Origin of the sequence: Pseudoalteromonas sp. AS84 (assembly GCF_038900255.1) — a bacterium.
Classification (GTDB): domain Bacteria; phylum Pseudomonadota; class Gammaproteobacteria; order Enterobacterales; family Alteromonadaceae; genus Pseudoalteromonas.
The window spans coordinates 1-21091 of sequence record NZ_JBBMQY010000015.1 but is presented as its reverse complement, the minus strand read 5'-3'; the positions used below and the strand labels follow the sequence as shown (position 1 = coordinate 21091).

The 21091-nt window shown below is 37.3% G+C and carries 22 protein-coding genes and 2 pseudogenes; 10 read left to right on the top strand and 14 right to left on the bottom strand.

Going from position 1 to position 21091, the window contains the following annotated elements:
• Nucleotides 1-44: 44 nt before the first annotated feature.
• Nucleotides 45-476: a DUF3859 domain-containing protein gene (locus WNY79_RS14660; protein WP_197186188.1), complete on the bottom strand. Its 432-nt coding sequence runs from the start codon at nt 474-476 to the stop codon at nt 45-47.
• Between the two features lie 204 nt (nt 477-680).
• On the opposite strand from WNY79_RS14660, the gene WNY79_RS14655 reads away from it, so the two are divergent.
• The 4 genes from WNY79_RS14655 to WNY79_RS14640 all read left to right on the top strand — a co-directional run bounded on the left by WNY79_RS14655 (nt 681) and on the right by WNY79_RS14640 (nt 3424).
• Entirely contained in the window at nt 681-1688 is a 1008-nt protein-coding gene (locus WNY79_RS14655; RefSeq protein WP_342876224.1) for a YHYH protein, read from the top strand.
• A 13-nt stretch (nt 1689-1701) separates the two neighbouring features.
• Entirely contained in the window at nt 1702-2226 is a 525-nt protein-coding gene (locus WNY79_RS14650) for a hypothetical protein (RefSeq protein ID WP_170070923.1), read from the top strand.
• Nucleotides 2227-2318: 92 nt separating this feature from the next.
• The gene (locus WNY79_RS14645) at nt 2319-2969 is read left to right on the top strand and encodes a hypothetical protein (protein WP_342876223.1); all 651 of its coding nucleotides are present in this window, start codon (nt 2319-2321) and stop codon (nt 2967-2969) included.
• Between the two features lie 41 nt (nt 2970-3010).
• Nucleotides 3011-3424, top strand: coding sequence for a hypothetical protein (locus WNY79_RS14640; protein WP_342876222.1), 414 nt, complete (start codon nt 3011-3013; stop codon nt 3422-3424).
• A gap of 20 nt (nt 3425-3444) precedes the next feature.
• Here the strand turns inward: WNY79_RS14640 and WNY79_RS14635 are convergent, their stop codons facing one another.
• A complete protein-coding gene (locus WNY79_RS14635; RefSeq protein WP_342876221.1) occupies nt 3445-5265 on the bottom strand; it encodes a serine/threonine protein kinase in 1821 nt (606 codons plus the stop codon).
• A gap of 225 nt (nt 5266-5490) precedes the next feature.
• Here WNY79_RS14635 and WNY79_RS14630 point away from each other — a divergent pair, with 225 nt between their 5' ends.
• On the top strand, nt 5491-7506 hold the full coding sequence (locus tag WNY79_RS14630; protein WP_342876220.1) for a TonB-dependent receptor: 2016 nt from the start codon (nt 5491-5493) through the stop codon (nt 7504-7506).
• Between the two features lie 114 nt (nt 7507-7620).
• Here the strand turns inward: WNY79_RS14630 and WNY79_RS14625 are convergent, their stop codons facing one another.
• Together WNY79_RS14625 and WNY79_RS14620 are read right to left on the bottom strand one after the other, a co-directional pair.
• Nucleotides 7621-8067 carry a hypothetical protein gene (locus WNY79_RS14625; protein ID WP_342876219.1) on the bottom strand — a complete coding sequence of 149 codons (447 nt, stop codon included), beginning with the start codon at nt 8065-8067 and terminating at the stop codon, nt 7621-7623.
• Nucleotides 8068-8188: 121 nt separating this feature from the next.
• Nucleotides 8189-8848 (bottom strand): NAD(P)H-dependent oxidoreductase, encoded by a 660-nt coding sequence (locus WNY79_RS14620; protein ID WP_342876218.1) that lies wholly within the window; start codon nt 8846-8848, stop codon nt 8189-8191.
• A 250-nt stretch (nt 8849-9098) separates the two neighbouring features.
• Between WNY79_RS14620 and WNY79_RS14615 the strand changes: the two genes are divergently transcribed.
• Both WNY79_RS14615 and WNY79_RS14610 read left to right on the top strand, forming a co-directional pair.
• Nucleotides 9099-10145: a YHYH protein gene (locus WNY79_RS14615; RefSeq protein ID WP_342876217.1), complete on the top strand. Its 1047-nt coding sequence runs from the start codon at nt 9099-9101 to the stop codon at nt 10143-10145.
• Nucleotides 10146-10157: 12 nt separating this feature from the next.
• On the top strand, nt 10158-10478 hold the full coding sequence (locus tag WNY79_RS14610; RefSeq protein ID WP_342876216.1) for a hypothetical protein: 321 nt from the start codon (nt 10158-10160) through the stop codon (nt 10476-10478).
• Between the two features lie 68 nt (nt 10479-10546).
• Here WNY79_RS14610 and WNY79_RS14605 read toward each other — a convergent pair whose 3' ends face one another.
• The 5 genes from WNY79_RS14605 to WNY79_RS14585 form a co-directional block, all read right to left on the bottom strand.
• Nucleotides 10547-11350: a hypothetical protein gene (locus WNY79_RS14605; RefSeq protein WP_342876215.1), complete on the bottom strand. Its 804-nt coding sequence runs from the start codon at nt 11348-11350 to the stop codon at nt 10547-10549.
• 122 nt (nt 11351-11472) lie between these two features.
• Nucleotides 11473-11916, bottom strand: coding sequence for a hypothetical protein (locus tag WNY79_RS14600; RefSeq protein ID WP_342876214.1), 444 nt, complete (start codon nt 11914-11916; stop codon nt 11473-11475).
• Nucleotides 11917-11927: 11 nt separating this feature from the next.
• The gene (locus tag WNY79_RS14595; protein WP_342876213.1) at nt 11928-12164 is read right to left on the bottom strand and encodes a hypothetical protein; all 237 of its coding nucleotides are present in this window, start codon (nt 12162-12164) and stop codon (nt 11928-11930) included.
• Between the two features lie 71 nt (nt 12165-12235).
• A complete protein-coding gene (locus WNY79_RS14590; protein ID WP_342876212.1) occupies nt 12236-13249 on the bottom strand; it encodes a DUF5924 family protein in 1014 nt (337 codons plus the stop codon).
• 136 nt (nt 13250-13385) lie between these two features.
• Nucleotides 13386-14135: an ATP-binding protein gene (locus tag WNY79_RS14585; RefSeq protein ID WP_342876211.1), complete on the bottom strand. Its 750-nt coding sequence runs from the start codon at nt 14133-14135 to the stop codon at nt 13386-13388.
• A 610-nt stretch (nt 14136-14745) separates the two neighbouring features.
• On the opposite strand from WNY79_RS14585, the gene WNY79_RS14580 reads away from it, so the two are divergent.
• Together WNY79_RS14580 and WNY79_RS14575 are read left to right on the top strand one after the other, a co-directional pair.
• Complete coding sequence (locus tag WNY79_RS14580) at nt 14746-15723, top strand: DUF1852 domain-containing protein (RefSeq protein WP_024599076.1); 978 nt, start codon at nt 14746-14748, stop codon at nt 15721-15723.
• A 91-nt stretch (nt 15724-15814) separates the two neighbouring features.
• Nucleotides 15815-16849: a methionine synthase gene (locus tag WNY79_RS14575; RefSeq protein WP_170070936.1), complete on the top strand. Its 1035-nt coding sequence runs from the start codon at nt 15815-15817 to the stop codon at nt 16847-16849.
• 116 nt (nt 16850-16965) lie between these two features.
• On the opposite strand, the gene WNY79_RS14570 is transcribed toward WNY79_RS14575, so the two are convergent.
• The 3 genes and pseudogenes from WNY79_RS14570 to WNY79_RS14560 form a co-directional block, all read right to left on the bottom strand.
• Nucleotides 16966-17388 carry a retropepsin-like aspartic protease gene (locus WNY79_RS14570; protein ID WP_342876210.1) on the bottom strand — a complete coding sequence of 141 codons (423 nt, stop codon included), beginning with the start codon at nt 17386-17388 and terminating at the stop codon, nt 16966-16968.
• Nucleotides 17389-17545: 157 nt separating this feature from the next.
• The gene (locus WNY79_RS14565) at nt 17546-18142 is read right to left on the bottom strand and encodes a DUF6624 domain-containing protein (protein ID WP_182693769.1); all 597 of its coding nucleotides are present in this window, start codon (nt 18140-18142) and stop codon (nt 17546-17548) included.
• 357 nt (nt 18143-18499) lie between these two features.
• Nucleotides 18500-19544 (bottom strand): annotated as a pseudogene (locus WNY79_RS14560) (transposase).
• 94 nt (nt 19545-19638) lie between these two features.
• Between WNY79_RS14560 and WNY79_RS14555 the strand changes: the two are divergent.
• Nucleotides 19639-19839 (top strand): annotated as a pseudogene (locus tag WNY79_RS14555) (IS110 family transposase); the annotation flags it as partial.
• Between the two features lie 32 nt (nt 19840-19871).
• Here the strand turns inward: WNY79_RS14555 and WNY79_RS14550 are convergent.
• Nucleotides 19872-20312, bottom strand: coding sequence for a helix-turn-helix transcriptional regulator (locus WNY79_RS14550; RefSeq protein ID WP_342876209.1), 441 nt, complete (start codon nt 20310-20312; stop codon nt 19872-19874).
• Between the two features lie 192 nt (nt 20313-20504).
• A complete protein-coding gene (locus WNY79_RS14545) occupies nt 20505-20717 on the bottom strand; it encodes a hypothetical protein (protein WP_342876208.1) in 213 nt (70 codons plus the stop codon).
• Between the last annotated feature and the right edge of the window lie 374 nt (nt 20718-21091).

Here is a 21091-nt window from a genome sequence, read left to right as displayed (position 1 = left end):
TCATTAACTTCAATTATATCCGCGCTACATACAATAAATAACAATCAATATCCCCGGTTTTTCCAAAAGTCTGTTTCAGTGCGCTCTGCCTCTAATGCCACGTTAAATGTTTTATCCGCAATAACTTTGCCATTAAGCTCAATCGTCATACGCCAATCACCCAATTTATTTTCTATTGGCAGCCAAAGCGTATCGCCTAAGTAAAAGTTCCAATCGCTATTTTTAACGTATACATCGCCTTCAAATGGGTCCATTACATCGCCGTTACTATCTGGAATATCTGGATGGTAAATACAATAATGAAGCTTTTCGCCTTTACCTTTTTTAATATTTACGATTAAACCAAACTCAATATCTACCTCAGCTATTACATTTGTTGTAAATTGCTCTATTTGTGGCAACGCCTTACTTTCGCTATCCCACGTGGAGTAAATGCCGTGGCTTTGTAGCGTAACAACAGGTTTTATTTTAGCCATTAAGATAGCCTTTTATATTACTTAATTACTGTTAGTTTAACTTTTGAAATTTTAAAATAAAACACAATCTAATAAAGTTAAATTTCAACTTAGCGCTAATAATCTGCCTATTTACATAATTGCTAATTTGTCATCATTGTTTACACACTATTTGCACAATTGCTGATTATTATTTGATTAACTTAATTGATCAGGTAGGCAGCAATGAAACAATACGAACTTAATAATAAAAATAGAAATAGGGTAAATGCTTTAAAGCTCACTTCTCTGTCTTTAATTGTTTCATCATTAATTGCATGCGGAGATGGAGAAGGCATAGCTATTGATAACTCAACAACTACAGATTCATCCCAAACCACCACAGATAATGGCACAGGTACGAGTAGCTCAACTCAGGGTGTACTTTGTGAATATAGCTACAGCGAATATAACGAATCTGAGTCCGTACAAGCCACCAGCGCAGCAGATTGGTCATGCACAGGAACTACACGCGACTTAGTAGCTAATGGCATACCCGATCATGAAGTAGGCACTTTTCCTAATGCCGACAACCCAAATACTATTTCTGAGCAATCTTTAAATGAAAGCTACACACTTGAGCCTATAGAAACAACACAAGCAACCATGCTTGGTGGTCCTCGTGGAATGATAGGCGTTGTACTTAACGGCATTAAAATAGACGCAGGCACAGGCGGGAGTTGCGATGATTCGGGCACCGATTGCGATTTGGGCGACAACAGCGGAAACTGGAACATTGAAGCTCTAAGCCAAGACACGTTTAGTTTTGGAACAGACGACAACAACGCACACGTGCAACCCGATGGTACATACCACTATCACGGTATGCCTGAAGGCTTTGTAGCACTGCGAGGTGGCAATAGCACCACTATGACTTTAATAGGCTGGGCAGCAGACGGCTTTCCTATTTATGCACGTTACGGCTATTCGGACTCAAGTGATGCAACTTCAGCTTTAACCGCAATGACCGGTAGCTACCAACACGTAACAACCGTTAGCGCAAACCGCCCTTCTACCGATATATATCCCTTAGGTACATTTGGACAAGATTGGGAGTACGTAGCAGGCTCTGGTGATCTAGATGAATGTAATGGCCGCGTTGGTGTAACACCTGAGTTTCCCGATGGGATATACCACTATTACGCAACAGACACTTACCCGTTTTTTCAACGCTGCGTTAAAGGCGAAGTTTAGTTAGGAGTAAGCTATGCCTTATATAAAATCACATCTGCTAAGCATGACTACCTTGGGTTTGTTGATTATGCCAAATTTAGCAAACGCACATTTAATGGTTGCAGAGCACGGCACGCTAAACTTTGTTGATAATAACGTGTTTATTGTACTTTCAATCCCTATGTCGGCTTTTAAAGGGGTTGATGAAAATAAAGATGGCAAAATATCAATAGTTGAGTTTAATGCTCACAAAAAACAAATAAGTAAGCGAGTTACAAAGAACGTTTATTTAGCGGATCATCAGTATAAATTTACTATTGACGGACTTTTGCTGAACCCAGAAGCGTCGCATACACATAAAAGCGACAATATAGACCAAGTAACCATTACTGGGCGCTACTCTATGCCCAGTAAATTAACCAAAGTTAACTTTAACGTTAAGCTATTTAGTAACAATGAGCACAAGCAGCATTATCAAATAACAGCGACTAATAAAACGCAAAAACTTACTCACCAATTTGAGCTATCACCAACGTCGCCCTTTAGTAAAGTGTTTTAATAATTAAATTTTATTTTTAAAGGTATTGTTTGTCCCTGAAAAAAAATGTTATATTTACATCATAGGATGCACTATCAATGATAAGGACTATCATGTTTAATACTTCTACAAATACTAATACCCCTTTAAAATTACTTGAGCGTATGCAAAATAGTAAAAATGATTTTAATATTGATTTTAAAGTCTCAGTGTACGATCAATTTGGTAATAAATACTCTGGTATTTTTGATTCATTAGATACTAATTCAAGCCTCCTAACCTTGATTGATAGCTCAGATGACATTACTTTTTTCAATATGAAATACATCTCTCATTTAATTCTGCACGATTCTAGTACCCACTCTAATTTCATTGCAGGAAACCTACCTCAAAAAAATAAAAATAAAAAAGAGCTAATTAATATAGATGAGAAAACAGATTTAATAAAAGAAATGTTAAACAAGAACTACTCTTTAGAATTTGAATTTAAATTTGATAAATGCGGTAAGCTAAATAAAACTGAAACAGAAAGCATTTCAACTTTATTAGATTTTTTAACTGAAAATATAAAAGATTTAGCTAGTGATGATTTTTTTATGTCTTCACTAAAAAAAGTAAAAGAGTTTCATTTTCATGATAAAAGAGATGTTAAATTTTCTATGAGACTTTCTGGATCAGAAATATACATTACAATGGATTTTAATCAACAACTACCGAAAAACATTAATAACTTAATAGAGAAAGGTTTCAATAAAGTATTGTAACCAATTATATATTTTAACCTGTCAAATATAAAGGAATGACAATGGGACTTAAAGAGAAAAGAGCTGCAAGAGAATTTCAAGAAAATCGTCTAGATTCTTTGAAAAAACAAATTTTTAAAGCAGCTAAATTTGAATTCGAAATCGATGTTAACTGGGATACGATTGCTATAGATGATTACGCTCATTTATTTGATCAAACTTGGCCTTTAGTATACTTTGAGCCAACTATCAAAGCTTTCAAAGAGTTATGCTCGGATGAATTGTCTCAAGAAGCTATTCAAGAAGATTTGAAAAAAATAATTATACAAAATTACGGTGATGTACATAACGCAAACAACTTTGCTACTTATAATAAAGGTGTACTGACATTAAACCACTCTCCAATTTTGAATGCGGCCAATCAAGTAGATGATCGCGCATATTCTATTCAAAATGCTATAGAAAAAGAGCTATAATTAAGTTTGTATAAGAGGTGTTACATAACACCTCTTATTTTCGGATTTTTAGGAAAGTAATGCTCTTCTTGCTGCTCACATAAACTAAACTCACGGGTGTTTTTATATGGGAGTTTCATAAAGCCCGCAACACCAACATCAGTAATATTTACCGCATATTGCATAAGTTTATTTAGTAAACGTTTAAACTCAACTTCTTTGGTCGAATCGAGTAATCGGTAGTAATGGTGAATTTTCATTCTGTCCGGCAGTGCTTCAAAAATAATACACCCGGTATGATGAATTTGGTTAAGCTCAAATACGCACTTAATAACTTTTTTAGGTAGCTGTAGTTGCTCGTCAGGGTCTTTACCGTCTTCAAAATATGAATGCGGGCGGGTTATGTCATTTGCTTTCATACTTACTACTTCGTATTCAAGCTCTGGTAGGCTATCAAACTTAAATGCCCCCGTGCCATCTCGCTCTAGTTGAATAGTTTTACGGGCATCAAACAAACAGCACTTAAATAGCCCTTTTTGATTAATCGCTTGCGCAAGCATCACCGTGTTATTAATCGCATCACTAAACGCATCACCCAATGATTCGTCATGCATAATTAAAGACGATTCAACAAATAACGACTCATCTCTCCAATGAAAACTAAGCCCGCCTACTACAGGATACTTTGCTAATCGGCTTATAGATGCTAAAAATGCTTTTTCGTTATCGCCAGTATCAAACAAAAACTCTTTATAATACCGATCAAGTTGCGCATCGTTAACATCTAGTAGTTGTTGTTTATGATCGGCTTGGCGTAAAAACTGTTTTCTTGAACTGTACACAACAGTATCGGGTTGCTCAGCCTTGCCATACCAAAACGGGATATCTGCTTTTTGTTGTTTTTTATCAAACTCAGGTAAATATACTTTAGCCATAGTTGTAATGTTTCGCATAAAGTAATCGCCAGCTCCATCACGTATAGCCTTACTCTTAGAAAGCATGCCATCAATTACTTTCGCCAGCTCCTTTGGTAGACCTAAACTGCTTGCAGGAATTGCTTGTGCGCCAAACCGACACGACTGCGCCGATGCTAACGCATACAGCGTGGCGGCTACGCCTTGTTCGTCAAAACGCGGTGATGATTGCTCTCCCGACATTTGCGCTTCGCCAATAAAATACACATCCCCCATACGGGCATTGGTAGTACTTAAATCACCCGACATTAAATCCATAAAGTTACTAGCAACTGGGTTTCCATCGCTATCTAGCTGTGCATACACAGAGCTGCCCCAATCCACTAACGAGAGCGCATCAGTGTTTGCATCCCATACTAAGTTTGAAGGCTTTATATCACCATGCACTATAGGTTGCTGGCTAATGCCATTTTTATGATGGCGTAAATCAATTAGCACGTTGCGTAACCTAACTGCTAGCGACATTATTTGTGCCGCGCTAAAGCGCCCTGTTTTAAGTGATACTTTTTCAAGGTCCTCCCCTATGGCACGTGCCATCATTAAAATCCCTTGCTTTTTAACGCGTTCAAATGCATAAAAAGTAGGTACTAGGGGGTTATTAATTTGCGAAAGCATATACGCTTCATCTTCAAGGCGGTCACGTACACTTTGGGCAAGCGTTATCCGTGAAAATTTAAACACCCAAGGTAATCCGTTATCGTCATCTCCTGCAAACACAAAACCAAAAGCACCCGAGCCAATCATTTCAACGTTTTTATAACCCAACACTGTTAACTGCTTAATACAAATGTTAAGCCACTGACGGTGTTTTTTAGCATCATGATGCGATAGCAAATAAACTGATTGCTCTTCGTTGATGTAAAAATTGCGGATTTCTTTGGCTTTCAATACGGGCTCTCTATTTTGTTAGTGTTATGTAGTCATTTAAAGCACTCGATTATTAGTTTTATGTAATAAGATTACAATAGCGTGCGGCGTAGTTTTTAAGTTACCCATCTTTACTCACCTCTAAATAATTACAAATAACCAACAAATGTTGCATCCAATAAATTATCTAAGCCGTATTTAACTTAGCTGCATTAATAACAAATACATTAGATAGGGATTTTAATCATGAAAACATTAGCAATTTTAGCGCTAGGCACTTTGTATAGTGGTTATAGCTATGCAAACATAGAAAAGTTAACCGTTTATGGTCACAGAGATGGGTTAATTGGTGAGTCAATCAGCGCATCTAGCGGTATTATTGGTCAAGGTGAAATTCAGCAGCGCCCAATGTTAAGAAGCGCCGAAATGTTAGAGTTAATTCCAGGTATGGCAGTCACTCAACATAGTGGCTCTGGTAAAGCTAATCAGTACTTTATTAGGGGGTTTAATTTAGATCACGGCACCGACTTTGCCACCAGCATAGATGGCATGCCAATTAATATGCGCAGCCATGGTCACGGTCAAGGTTACACCGACCTAAACTTTATAATCCCTGAGTCTATTTCAACAATTAACTATCAAAAAGGCTCATACAGCGCAAGCCAAGGTGACTTTTCAACCGCTGGTAGTGCTCAATTTCAACTTGCTGATAACCTAAAACACCACCAAGTAGAACTCAGCATAGGAGAAGATAATTATAAACGCGCTGTTGTACTGGGATCTACTAACCTTGCAACAGGTAAGCTCATTGCAGCGGCAGAATGGCAAGGCTATGACGGCCCATGGGATAATATTAACGAAGACGTAAATAAAAAGAATGCCCTACTGCGCTATGTTGGTAAAGCCTTTGATGGTGACTTGTCAATAAGTGCCATGGCATACGACAATACATGGAATTCAGCAGATCAAATTCCACAGCGCGCTATATCACAAAATTTAATTACTCAATTAGGCTCTCTTGACACCACACTTGGTGGCAGCTCTAGCCGTTATAGTTTATCTAGTAACTGGCAAGGTGAGCATATTAAAGCCAGCATTTATGCCATAAATTACGATTTAACTTTGTATTCAAACTTTAGTTATTTTTTAAATGATCCTATTAATGGCGATCAGTTTAATCAGCAAGATAGCCGAAATATCTATGGAACAGATATAAGCTATCAGTTTGAAACCAAAACATCAGATATAAACATACAACATACCGTAGGTATTGAGCTTCGCCACGACGACATAGATAACGTAGGGCTTTATAACACACAAGCAAGAGAGCGACTTAGTACGGTTAGGCAAGATGAACTAAAGCAAACTAGCTACTCAAGCTTTTGGGAGTCCAAACTTTTACTTACTCCAAAACTTGAAGCAACCGTTGGCGTTAGGTACGACTATTTTGATACAAACGTGACTAGTATTACCGTCGTAAATTCAGGAAAAGCAAAGGATGATTTAGTAAGTTTTAAAGGGAGTTTAAATTACCGTTTTACAAATTTAGTAGCTGCATATGCTAATTGGGGACAATCTTTTCATTCAAATGATGCGCGCGGATCTACTATTAATATTGACCCTGTTACCGGTGAGCAAGCAGAGCAAGTTGACTTATTAGTTAAAAGTGAAGGCGCTGAAATAGGCGTCCGATTTGCTGATGAGCAAAAGTTTAATCTATCAGCTGCACTTTGGTGGCTAACACTCGACTCAGAGCTTTTATTTGTTGGCGATGCGGGTAACACAGAACCAAGTGATGCATCTAAGCGTTACGGATTAGAAATAAGCGCTTATTATTGGATTAACGACAGCTTTAGTATCGACGCAGAAACCTCGTTCACGCATTCACGTTTAGATATTAATGACAATAATGATTATATAGAAGGTGCTGTTCCGGTTGTTGCAAGTACAGGTTTAAATTGGCACTTAAGTGAGCAATGGCAGTCATCAGTTAGAGTTCGCCATATTGGCAAACGTACATTAACTAGCGATGGTGACGAGCGTTCGGAGCCTTTAACAGTAGTAAATAGCGCAATTAGCTATGAGCAGACTCACTGGAAAGTAAACTTTGAATTACTTAACTTATTTAATAGCACCGACCACGATATAGATTACTATTATGCATCGCGTTTACCTGGCGAATCAGCACAAGGCGTTGAAGATAACCACTTTCATCCAATAGAGCCAAGAACAGCGCGACTAAGTGTAAGTTTATTATTTTAGTATTCATTGAGATTTACAGAGGCACTGTATATAAAAACAGTGCCACTGTAAAACATACCCTTAGCCAATAAGTATCTTAGTAATTAATCCGATGCCTCAACAAGCTGGCTGATGTTACTCAACAATGCGAAGTTGATTTATTGAGTTAACAGCAACATGTGTTTGATAGTAATATTTATTGGTTTTTCTGCCTTTACTTAAAAAATCGATAGTTACCCGCTTCGCTTCACCTGTTACTTCAATTGTTTTACCAATAAAAAATGTGTCTGCTGATTGTCCGTATTTTTCTGTGAGTTTAGCAGCTACTTTTGAATCAATTGAAATTGTAATAGCACGTCGATCACGATAGTCAGCTTCGGTATTTAAAAATACGTCACCGTACTGAGAGCCTGCAGTTTTAATATAAAACTTAAATGTACCGCTAACACCTTGTGGCGCGCTCTGCTCCGAAAGAGCTATTAAATTCATATTAGCAATAGTGCCTTCGCCAAGCGCCGGTAAGTGTTGTACAGAGCTGCAAGCACTAAGTGTTAATACACTTAAAAGAGTAAGGTATTTCAAGATATAACATCCTTTTTTATAAGTAGATGTTAATAGTAACATTTATATATTTTAAGTTTCTATAAAAGAAACAAATTTAGCCCAATTAAGGGCTAAATTAGTTATATTTTAAAAGTATTCGTTATGGGGCATTTCGCTGCGATGGATTTGATTTAAAGCTTTTTAGCATCTGCTCAGGATCTTCAACGCCACTCTGATTTTTAGCCGCTTGCGCCCACCAAACCAATTGCCCAAAAGTACGGTGAAAATAATTAAACCACGATGACTGCTCTTCACCAGCTTGCACAGAGCCATTATCATTAAATACTTCTTGCGCTTTTGGAACATGGATCATTGCAGATACAGGCAAACAGCCAAGCTCTGATAAAAACGAGCGCATACTAATTGCCGCTCTGAGTCCACCCCACTGCCCAGCAGAGTAAGTAACAATAGCACTGGGCTTATATGAAAATAGTGAGCTACCAAAGTGATTAAGTAAGTCAGCGAGAGCTGGGCTCATACTGTGATTATATTCAGGGCTAACCATTACATATCCATCAGCCGCTTTAATTTTATCAGCTAAAGTATTTAGCATTGAAGGCGCCTTACCTTGAGCATAGGCAAAATGTGGTTTAAAAACTTGCTCACTTGGGTAATCAAGTGCATCTATAAGCTCAAACTCATGTTCGGAGAATTGCTCGTTTAAGCACTCCATGCAGGCTTTAGACACTCTCTCACCTAAGCGAGCAGGTTTTGGTGGCGTGCTGTTACGCACTGTCCCTAAAAACACTAAAAACTTCATATGTAATCCTCATATGTATTTGAATAACATCTAAACACTAACACTTTTAGCTAATGTGTATTACACATATCCGTTTTTATTAATTTTGAACACTAATAATTAAATTTAAAACTGCGCTTTAGCAACCACACACTGTTAAAGGTTTTTTATCATGTGCTTATTTTGTCGTTCTCCATACTTTTTGCACATTTAGCCAGTAATATGCCACAGTATAAGTACACCAAAACCTATACTGAAAAGGATACAAGTAATGGGCTCATATAATTACAGCGCGTTTGCAATCATTATTACCGCAATAGTTTTAACTCTAAGTGGCTGCGACGACTCACCAACGAATAAAAATACTAAGCAAGTCAGTAGCTCCCTTAGTGAAGTACAAAAAACGAATCAAACAATAAATTTATCTATGTTTAAAAAAGGGGCCTTTTTATCTGAGCCTAACATTGTTGATTGCGAAACGGCGCAAGGAACTAAAACTAAGTGTTATGAGTTAATTACATCAGGCGCACCCGCAGGTAGAGAGCCAGGTCCATTTTGCCCGCGCACATCGACCGATGGCGCTGATGTAACTGGCAGTTGGTTTAGTAAAGAAGGTACTGGTGATTTAGTTGATTTAACAGGCCAATTTGTCCTAAAGCTTGATGAATACTACGGCGATGAAAAGTGGGTACTTTACGACACTAAAACAAATGAAATTAGATATACAGCTACAAAAGAGTCTTGCGCTGGTGCAGCTCGCCCTGATGTTGAAGAGCAATATAAACAAAATTGTATTGAGTGTGAACTGTCGTATTTAGAAGATAATTTTTCATTAACGTATTTAATTCCTGTTACACCTATTCCAGCATCTGATACTGGCCGATTAAGAACAGTAGGTATAGCACTAGACGGTACTGAGCTATCAGGGCCTGCTCCAATTAATGCAATTTTAGAGAGCTATACCATTGCGGCATTTGATGATTGTGGTGGCCATATAAATTTACACCAAGGTTATCACTATCACTCTACCACTGGTTGTACTGACTCAGCTGCTACAGAAGGTGGACATGCACCTCTTATAGGTTATGTAATAGACGGTTATGGTATTTATGCAATGCGTGATACAAGCGGTAAAGAAGAGTCACTTGATGAATGCCGAGGTAATACAGATGAAGTAAGGGGTTATCACTACCACGCAGCCAGTCCTAGTGAAAATATGTTTATAGGGTGCCTACATGGAGAATCAGTTAGGCCTGCAGGTGGGCCACCGGGTGATCATAATGGTCCACCGCCAGGCCATGATCCTGAAAAACATTAAAAAGGAGTTGTTATGTTTATAAAAAGTAGATGTTTAAGCTTGTTTGGTATGGCTTTACTTGCAGCACCCACATTTTTAAATGCTCATTCAGGGCCGTTAAATGGTGTTGCAGTTACAGCCTGCGCAGATAAAGTAAAATCTCAATCATGTAAATACGAAGGCGGCCATAACGATTTATATATTGGCAGCTGCCAGTATATGGCTGATGATTTAATGTGTGTACGAAGCCAGCCGATTCAAAAAATTGATAATGGAATTTCCGCCCCTATAAAAAGCCACACTCACGAAAAAGAAAAGAGTGATTTAAAAATCAACGTTAATAAAGCTATGTAAATTTAGGGCTAATTTTTATTGATAAACTCTTTATAAGCAGCACAACCATTTTATTGTGCTGCTAACTTTTAACGATATAGATAGCTCAGACCAATACCACTCCAAAACACGTTTTTTAAGGTTTGATCACCCACAAAACGCTCAGCGTTTTTATTAATTGCCATGGTGTAGCTAGTATATGCGTATACTTCAAGTTGCTTAATAACTTGATACGACACGTTAGCTGTAAGCTTAAGGTTGTTAATACCATTATGGCCATCACTTACATAACCTGCATTAAACCCTAGCCCCGTTTGAAAATCGATATTAACAGCTTCATTTATCTCGTAGCCTTTGTTTATCGCAAGCTCTATAAATGTGCCTTGAGAATCAAACGAATAATATGCGCTGCTAGTGAGCTGAAATTTATCATCGTAAAAATACGAAAAATCTAAGCTAACCTCATTGTCGTGAGCATTAGAGGTATTTTCACGCGATCTTAAATGGTTGTAACCAATAAACATATCAACGGTATTAAATAACTGAGTTGCGTAAATAGCATTTAAGTTAAACTCGGTATAATCGCTATCAACACCCGTTGCAACCCACGGAATAATAGCTATTTCATTATAATTAAATTCAGTTGCGATTGAGGCAATACCTTTACCCGCTAAGTTGTCACGGCCCTCACTTACATATCGGCTTTCCCAAAGTGGATGCACATGAAAATCAAAACCGTCATCAACATAAGCTGTACTTGCCTCATCTAGCTTAATATTTCCGCCAACACCTAATTCAGGCTCAAGTGCATGAACGTCTTGGGCCTGCACTTTAACTAAAAGAGATGTACAAATAAGAGCTGCAAGCAAAGTACTCAATAACGTTTTATTCATTTATAGATACCTAAAGCCAAAATATATGCGCGTAAAAAATAGTCGCACATAGTATTTCGCAATATAAAAATAAGCTATCAGTATTTAATAATTTGAATTTAAAAGATCAGGAAATCTAGCATTCATACATTTTTTATTCGCCACAATTTAAGGGTACCAAATAAGTAAAATGACCCATAAATGCAGCAAATTATCGAGCTTATAATCCAAAGTTGAATAGAATTCTGGTGAACGATTTGGCTTGAAGTTAAAAAAGGAATGATTAAACCGGCAATACCTCGTATTAAATACACTGCGGTTATTAATACGAGCGCAGTTTTTAAAAGTGGCAGTTTTAAAATGACGCCCGCACCAGAGAGCGCATAAAAGCCCCAAATAGCAATAATAACTGAAATAGCTAAAGTTACATAAGTAGGATACATACTGCCCTGCTCTGCCATGTGAGCCATTTGCTCACCAGCACCCAAAAGGCGATACCAGTCAGGCCCTCCAAAAACACAGGCTACATGTAAAAGTGATGCTATAAAGCTTAAAATGCCTGCTGTAAATAACGTATTGTTATTCATGTAATTATAATTTAATGACTCATGTAGGCAACAAAGCCAATTAATAGCACGTAAAAGCTAAACCCGAGCACACAAATTAAATAAACATTTTTAGCTTTATTCGCCTTAAACGATACGTAATCGGTAATATCACATTTAAACTTACCAAAGGTAACTATTTTTAAAATAGTACAACCTGTTGAGTAAATTAAAAAACCTAAAATAGTCTCTACCATTAACCAAATAAACAGATCAAATGCAAAACTCATAACGTTCATCCAATAAACACTGTAAAAATAGCCTATCAAATATTTATTCGATTACAAACCTATTACCATCATTAAGGTGTAACAGTAAATTTCGTTAAACCTATTAACTGACCTGATTCGGTGACTACTTTTACTTGCCACTTACCAAGAGAGTCTTTAGGAAAGTTTACTTTGTGTGTCCACGCTCTATAACCTAGTTCTCTCCCACCGTTTATATTTAACGTGATCCGATCAACTTCTTTTTTATTATGAAGCCACACATGAAATATTTTTTCGTTTAAGCCTCTTGGTGCTTTAACAGCAGTCCAACTATATAAACCTTGATGGTGCAGCGTATAAGAATCTAAGTGTTTAATACTCCCAACTGGCTTTCTATGTTGTAAATCAACTTCATGAGCTAACGTAATATCGGTTAATCGCAGCGCTGCAGGAGGAACATAGCTTCTTAATTGCCACACTGCTGTGCTTAAAGCACATAAAATCAATACAAGAATAGGAAAACGCCACCAGCGAGCATTAGGCATTAAATTGTTTAAACTCGGAAGAGTAATCACTACAGCAGTTACAAGTGCGGCAGCTAAACTTTGGCTCGTTGTAAGGTTTAACAAAATAGGTAACGTAACAAGCAAAACAACAAATAAAGCAAAGTTATGAAACACGCTAAATAGCGTGCGGTTTCTAGCAAGTTTTTTATAATAAAAGGGATCGATAACCGATATAACTGCACACAAAGCAATAAGGGAAGTAAAAATTGCTTGAGGATGATCCCACTGCGTAACCGCTAAAAAAAATGGCAACGCAAAAAATAGGCTTTCTTGTTGCACCATTTGTAGCGCAAAACGCATTACATTAGGAGATACTGCCACACCAAACTTTTCTTCTACTTTATCACGAAGCCAATTATCAATAATTAGCCACAACCAACTAATAAGTAAAAATAACGCAATAAATTGCGAAAAAGACTCTTTTCTATCTACAAGTGCAAAGCTAGCAACGCCCGACAAAAACGCCAGCACAGCCAATAATCCAGGCCGCTTTTGCATCGAGCTTATAAACTTAGCGATTATATTTTTACAGTAATCCATGTATGAGTGTTTCCGTACGGGTACGTACTTTATTATTTTTATTCAGAGAATGATTAGTTTAACCAAGTTTAAATGAACAACAGATAGATGGATGGATTTAAACGCGCCATTTAACAGTACATCAAACTAACCATTTTTAATTAAATAAAAGCTCTGCATAGCGCGTCATTGGTACGTTTATTAATTTTTGTAACGCGTGAGCTTTTACCAGTAATTCATCCTCACTAAGTGCAGGCATTTTATTGTTAAAAGCGAACACAATTTTATTACCGCCTTCAATAATAAAACTAAGAATCTTTCCTGCAAATTCTTTCTCAAGTAGTTGATCAAACACTTCCCTCTGCCCAATTTTGGTATGGCAAATATTAAGTACTAAAACACCATCAAAAGTGAGCGCATTTTTACAATCACGTAAGTAGGATGATTGCACCTGATCTGACTCCATCCCTTCTGAGCTATATAAATCAGAAAAAATAACGTCCGTTTTTATCTGCGTTTTTTTCATGTAGTTTGCCGCATCATCAATATGAATAAACAAACGTTCTGACACGGGAACTTCAAAATATTTTATAGCCATATCAGCAACAGCTTTACGGTATTCAACGGTATGTATAGTCAGCGCGGGAAACGCATGATAAAGACTTTTTGCTATAGAGCCCGCCCCAAGTCCCATTATCATCGCGGTTTTTAAGTGCGGTATAAAAAAAAGCGCAGCCATCATAGCTTGCGTATAAGCTAAGCTTAACCCGTTAATATTATTTAATTTAATACAGCTTTGATAAATTTTTCCGTCAAAGCTGAGAATAAGATTCTTTTTTGTTTGATATACATAAACAGGGCCATGCTCATCAATAGTTGATGCAATACAAGTGCCTTTGATATCCACGAATACTCAATAGGTGAGGTGATGAAAAACGAGTATAACTTAGTTAACCTACTACCATTGCTACTAATATGGCTAATAACGCTTTTATTAATTTACAAGCATTTATATCCGTACTCAAAAAGGTCGGTTTATCATTTAGGTTAGATGAGCTGAAGTATCTGCTTTTATAGCTAATTAACACTTTCCAGTGATGACTCTTAGTACAAGCAACGACTTAACATACTAAAAATTTGGCTAATGTACTGTTATAGCTATAAAAAAATCTTTGAATATTCCTCATGTTCAACATGAATAAAGTACACACCACCAACAAAGAAGTCTAAACGGCTAAACATCCATCCTTTATTTTTACGGATTTTTGCCTTTTTCTCGTCAATTACTACGTAATCGAATTTAACAATAATGATTAATGAATATGACTCATGTTTTATGTGAAATTAAACCGTTTTTCTTCATATACCAATCAACGTATAAATTACTCATCCCTTAGCGCTAAACACTATTTAACAACTTAAAGCCGCTGAATACCTAAGCCAGCTAAGTAAGTTGCAAGGCTAATAGAGCGCAGAGCATCAATCAGGTTTAAATTATAAAATTGGATATAAACACGATGAAAAAAGATTTTACATTTAATATTAAGAGCGTTTCACTCGACGAAAATTATCATCCATCAACTAATACGCGTATCACAACCAACTTTGCTAATTTAGCCAGAGGTGAATACCGCAAAGCAAACTTGCGTAACGCCTTAAACATGATTAACAACCGTTTTAATGCCCTAGCCCACTGGGATAACACCAAAGGTGAGCGTTATGCTGTTGAGCTTGAAATTGTCTCTGTTGAGATAGGTATTGAAGACGGCGGCGAAAGCTTCCCATCAATCGAAATATTAAAAACAAATATTGTTGATCATAAAACTAATAAGCGCATTGAAGGCATTGTAGGAAACAACTTTTCATCGTATGTGCGTGACTACGACTTTAGCGTACTCCTACAAGAGCACAATAAAGGCAAGCCTCAATTTAGTATTCCTGATGACTTTGGGGTTTTACATGGCAAGCTATTTCAGTCATTCGTAAATTCGGATACATACAAACAAAACTTTAAAAAACCACCGGTTATATGCCTAAGTGTGTCAGATAACAAAACCTACAACCGCACTGAAAACCAACACCCGGTACTTGGCGTTGAATACGAACCAAATGAATCATCTTTAACTGAGCAATACTTCAAAAAAATGGGCTTACAGGTACGTTATTTTATGCCACCAAATAGTGCCGCGCCTTTAGCATTGTTTTTCTTTGGTGATTTACTTAATGATTACAGCAATCTTGAGCTTATAAGCACCATTAGTACGATGGAAACATTTCAAAAAATCTACAGACCAGAGATTTATAATGCCAACGCAACAGCGGGTAAATCATATAAACCAAACTTAAAAAACTTGGATCACTCACTAACGCAAATTGTGTATGACCGAGAAGAGCGCGGCAAGTTAGCGAATGAGCAAGGCAAGTTTGCACAAGAGCATTTTATCAAGCCGTACCAAACGGTTCTTGAGCAATTCTCTACTAGCTATCTGTCATAACAACTAATAGTAACAACTAATAGTAACAACCAGTAATAACGCGCATAACGCTACGTTTAATAATTAACTAAAATATACGGCATTATTTATTATGAAAAAATTACTACCTACATCTACCGCTGGCAGTTTACCTAAGCCTTTATGGCTTGCAGAGCCAGAAACACTTTGGTCACCTTGGAAATTACAAGGTGATGAATTAACCCAGGGCAAACACGACGCCCTACGCTTGTCATTATTCGACCAACAACAAGCAGGTATTGATATTGTTAGCGATGGCGAGCAAACAAGGCAACATTTTGTAACTACATTTATAGAGCATCTAAATGGCGTTGACTTTGAAAAACGTAAAACAGTAAAAATTCGTGACCGATACGACGCAAGCGTGCCCACCGTTGTGGGCCCTGTCAGCCGCCAAAAGTCTGTGTTTGTTGAAGACGCCAAGTTTTTACGCAAGCAAACCAAACAACCTATTAAATGGGCATTACCAGGCCCAATGACAATGATCGACACGCTTTACGATGACCATTATAAAAGCCGCGAAAAACTAGCGTGGGAATTTGCCATAATTCTAAATCAAGAAGCAAAAGAGTTAGAAGCCGCAGGCGTTGATATTATTCAATTTGACGAGCCCGCGTTTAATGTATTTTTTGATGAAGTAAACGACTGGGGAATTGCCTGTTTAGAGCGCGCAATTGAAGGCCTTAAATGCGAAACAGCCGTGCATATTTGCTATGGCTACGGCATTAAAGCCAATACAGATTGGAAAAAAACACTAGGAAGCGAATGGCGCCAGTACGAAGAAGCATTCCCTAAGCTTCAGCAATCTAATATCGATATTATCTCATTAGAGTGCCATAACTCACATGTACCAATGGATTTACTAGAACTCATTCGCGGTAAAAAAGTAATGGTAGGCGCTATTGATGTAGCAAATCATACTATCGAAACGCCAGAAGAAGTAGCTAATACGCTACGTAAAGCACTCCAATTTGTAGATGCCGACAAACTCTACCCATGTACAAACTGCGGCATGGCTCCACTACCTCACCATATAGCTAACGGCAAATTAAATGCTTTGAGCGCAGGGGCAGAAATTATAAGAAAAGAATTACTAAAAGAGAATTAGAAAAGTAGCTATAAAATACAGATTGTAAACAATAACAGCTGTCGCACCATGCCATAGTAAAATCCATAAACATGGTGCGTTAGTTAAAATCTACTAACAAAATTTAGGTTAGATATTTAATTTTTTTTATTAAAAAGCTCTAACCTATTTTTTGAAAAATCGATAACTGCTTGGTATTGAGTAAAAAAGGGAGAGCCTAACAAACCATGTACTCCCTTTTCACCACCCGCTACCTGAACATGGTCAAGATTAAGTGACACAAAGTCAGGACTTTCAAACAAGGCATTTCCAAACTCTATTGAATGAACTTCTATATCACCCATAGCGTGATCCGAAGTGCCCAAGCCTGCTGCATTCTCAACATTGAGTGTTTCTTCAATGCTAAGCTCACTTAGGCATGCCCGGTCTAAAACAGATGTTCCAGCGCCAGTATCTAAAATAAAACGTAACAATTTACCGTTAATTTTAGCTTCAACAATTTGGTGGCCTGTTTCTGATATTTCAAACTCAATTACGGTTTTGTCTTCAAATATATTCATATACGTTCCTTGTTAGATTTTATTTAGGTGTTGGAAAACGAATACACCCTACGATGAATCGACTTATTTAGCGGCTTTAAAGCTCCACTATTAAAAGTTGCAATTAATAGACAAATTTTACTAATTGCCCACCTCAGGACATTTTGTTGTATGTACATTAATTCAAGTCTATTTCAGGGTGTTCTTTAATCCCGTACATTTTTTCCATTATTTTTAAGTAAAAATCTAAAGAGGGCATATTCATTTCTTCACGCCGTATATCTACATTAGTTTCATCTTCTATAGGGCTAAACACAACTTTACCTTCACTCACGTCAGCTTGAGTACCATAGATTTGTTTCTTTCCTTGTGCAATAAGAACTCTATCAGTTAAAAGAGCAACTTGTTGTCCGCTAACACCTTCGCCATTCAAATATGATTGCTTTAAATAAGGAAGCATTTTTACTTTAAATGCAACATCAGGTGAATGCTGGATGACTAAAAATGCTGCTCCAACTCCTTTAACTCCGACTAAATCTCTTGTTAACCAATGATGCTTTTTAATGATAGCTTTAAGTTTTCCTGTATTACTTTCATCTATTTTCATCATTTGTTCTAGGAGTGCTTTAGGCGGGTTTTGCCACCCAGCTTCTCCTATTTTGTTTCGAATATGCTGATCTTCAATTTCCATTTCAATTAGTTCTTTTTGCAGAGGAAGGTTAATTTCGGCAAAAGAATGAAGAGGTATTATCAACAGTAAAAATAGGTAACGCATCAACTAAACCCTCCTTGTACATATAACGAGTCTTTAGATTAACTCGCTTTTTTATTTATTTTTATTGATAAACAAACCATAGCTGAGTTCCTGTTTTGGTTCAATTTATTACTGTATTTTTACGCAGAATATAAAAAGAGTTTGGTGTTGTTTTAATTGACCAAACCAAACAGCCACTTTAATTGAACAAACAAAACTGTGCCACAAAATTAGCCCTTCAGATTCAAAATTTATCTTTTATTACTGGGTCACTTTCATTTCATCTATTAAATAAGTCACTACATTCTTAAACCCAAATTACACGCATGAAAATAACTCCGTAATGGCAGTTTTAACTTTTACTGAATGGTTTTTAATTTATGCTAATAGCTTTTCGCAGTTACTGATATTCGCTCGCCGCTTTCGCTTTAAGTTTTCACAGTAACTTGCTTGTGAGGTCGGCCTGCCTACTGCGCCGTGAAATACGCGCGTAAATTGCGTAGTGAGTTTTAGCCAGTTATCTGGGGATATATTAAGCCTTTCTAGTAAAGGAAGGTTCATATTATCAATATGCCCGCGCTTATCCTCTCGTATTATTCGCCCTGTTAGCTCAACGAGTTCAAGGTACGATTTAAGCTCAAACGGCAGCCCTTCAGGCATAATTTGACGTGGCATGCCTGCAAAACGTAGTAACTGCTTAGGTTGTTTACCTTCTGCCGCGCATGTTAAGCGATTTTGTACACTGGTATGGTCTGACTCTTCTGGTGTGTTAGCCATTTTAGCTCTAATGGGATTTAAATCAACATAGGCCATACAGGCTGCAAGTGCTGCTTCATCTAGTAATGCTTGCGATTTGAATCTACCCTCCCACAAAGTTGTATGGAACAACTTTGAACGCCTTAGGCGGCCCGAAGGGTGAGCGCCATGAATGGCTGCGAATAAAATCGTCTTGTGCAGTTATCTTCTTTATTTGCTCTGCGGGCAATGTCTTCATTTAACCCCGCATAAACCAGCTAATACTTGCTAGGCGTTCGCGGTATTGATTAACCGTTTGGTTGAAAAAGATGAGTTCAACTTTACTTAGCTTTTCACCTTGTACATATTTTTGCGTTAACAATGTGCCTTTACACAGTTTATGCCAGCGAATAACAATCGCTTTATCATTCAGCCTGTTTGCTTTCTTATCATCTACATATAGTACCAAATGGGTGTGATTACTCATTACGGCATAAGCACATACATCAATACAAAATATTTTTGCGAGCATAAGTAACTTATCTTCAACCCAACCTCTACGATGCTCGTAAGATTGACCTGTAAAACGGTCTTCGCCACATAAAAATGCACGACGCACGCAACGTGAAATACAATGGTAGTATTTTGTATCAACCAAACTTACTTGACGTTTTCTCGCGATTGCCATAAAACACCCTGCTTGTTTTTTAGACTAGATAAAACGTAGTCCTTAATTTTGAAAAGAGCAAAATTTAGGATGGGTGTCACTGTTATTCTTGCATTCGTTTTGGGCTAAAGCGTATTATGAGCAACAAAAAGCCAAGGGTAAGCCGCATAACAGCATAATTAGATCACTGGCATTTAAATGGATAAGGATTGTATTTAGGTGTTGGAAAACGAATACACCCTACGATGAATCGACGTATTTAGCGGCCTTAAAACGCAGAGGCTCACCACTTTTAAAATTTGCAGTTAATAGCTAAATTTTACTAGTCGTCCACCTCAGGGCGTGTTGTTATATGCCTGATAAACTCTGCTTCTTGGGTATACCCATTATTAAGAAGCTTCCCCATACTACATATAAAGCAAACCACATCGAATGATTAAAGTAACCTGGTTCAGAGGATAAAAGAATAGCCATAAGCATATGCATTAGCGCGGTTATAATAAAACCAACTGAGCCTAACCAATAAAAAGGCTTATTCCTCCAAGAACCTTTATCCAAGTTGATTGATAATGTGTTTTCAGCCTTCATTTCACTAATAGTCAACTCATCCACAGTTACTTCAAACGCGGCAGCTAAAGATTGAACTGATTCATGGGAAACTAAGCCTAACTTTTCAATTCGCTGAATTGTTCGCAAACTAAGACTACAAATATCAGCCAGTTGACTTTGAGTCCAGCCTCTTTTATTTCTTTCTACTTTTATTAAATTTATATCTACGTTCATATCCATAATTATCTCCTTGAAGTTGTTTTGATAACAATCTCAAAAAAATATAACTCCGTATACGTTAAACATATGACATTTGAAATGTGACACATGTGACAAAGGCATATAACGCCCTAATAATGGGCAAAAAATTGTTGGCTATAATGTTGAGGAACGAAAACAGCCAACTGTTTTTTGTCCTTATTAATTAGCTTGTTATAACTCACTTGCTACTTCAGGCTTCTTTTTTGACCAGAACCAACAATATAACCAACTGGCAGGAAAGAAAAGAAAACTTAGAAGGAAGGTATAAAACCCTACAAGTGGTAAGTTATCAGACTTCCCTTTGGCAAATTTCAAAGTAAAATACAGCATAACTAAGAAATTGATAAATATGATTTGACCTGCAACTGTTGCGTTTATGTTCATTTGTGCATCCTTACACTCTACAGTGTGGTGAGTTATAACGCCTTGCTAAACGGCGCGCGTTGCGCGTCCAGTGGAGGCCGCGTTTTTTGCGGCCGTAACGGTGTTTGAGCAACTTATAGTTACTCCGTTCCATTAATTAATGTATTTACCTATCTCATTAATACATGGAATATGCTTCTGTTGGTCACGAATATTTGAGCGGAAACAATCTATGTTTGTAACAAGACTTTCGGACCAACAGGAGTTATTTGTTTCAATACGCATACTCAGGGATTGTCGTAATGCCGACTATCTATACGGAGTTTTTCAAGTTAGTTGTCGCATCAAATTAAATTTTATGCCGCCCGCATTGCTTCTTTTTTCTCTGGATTTAA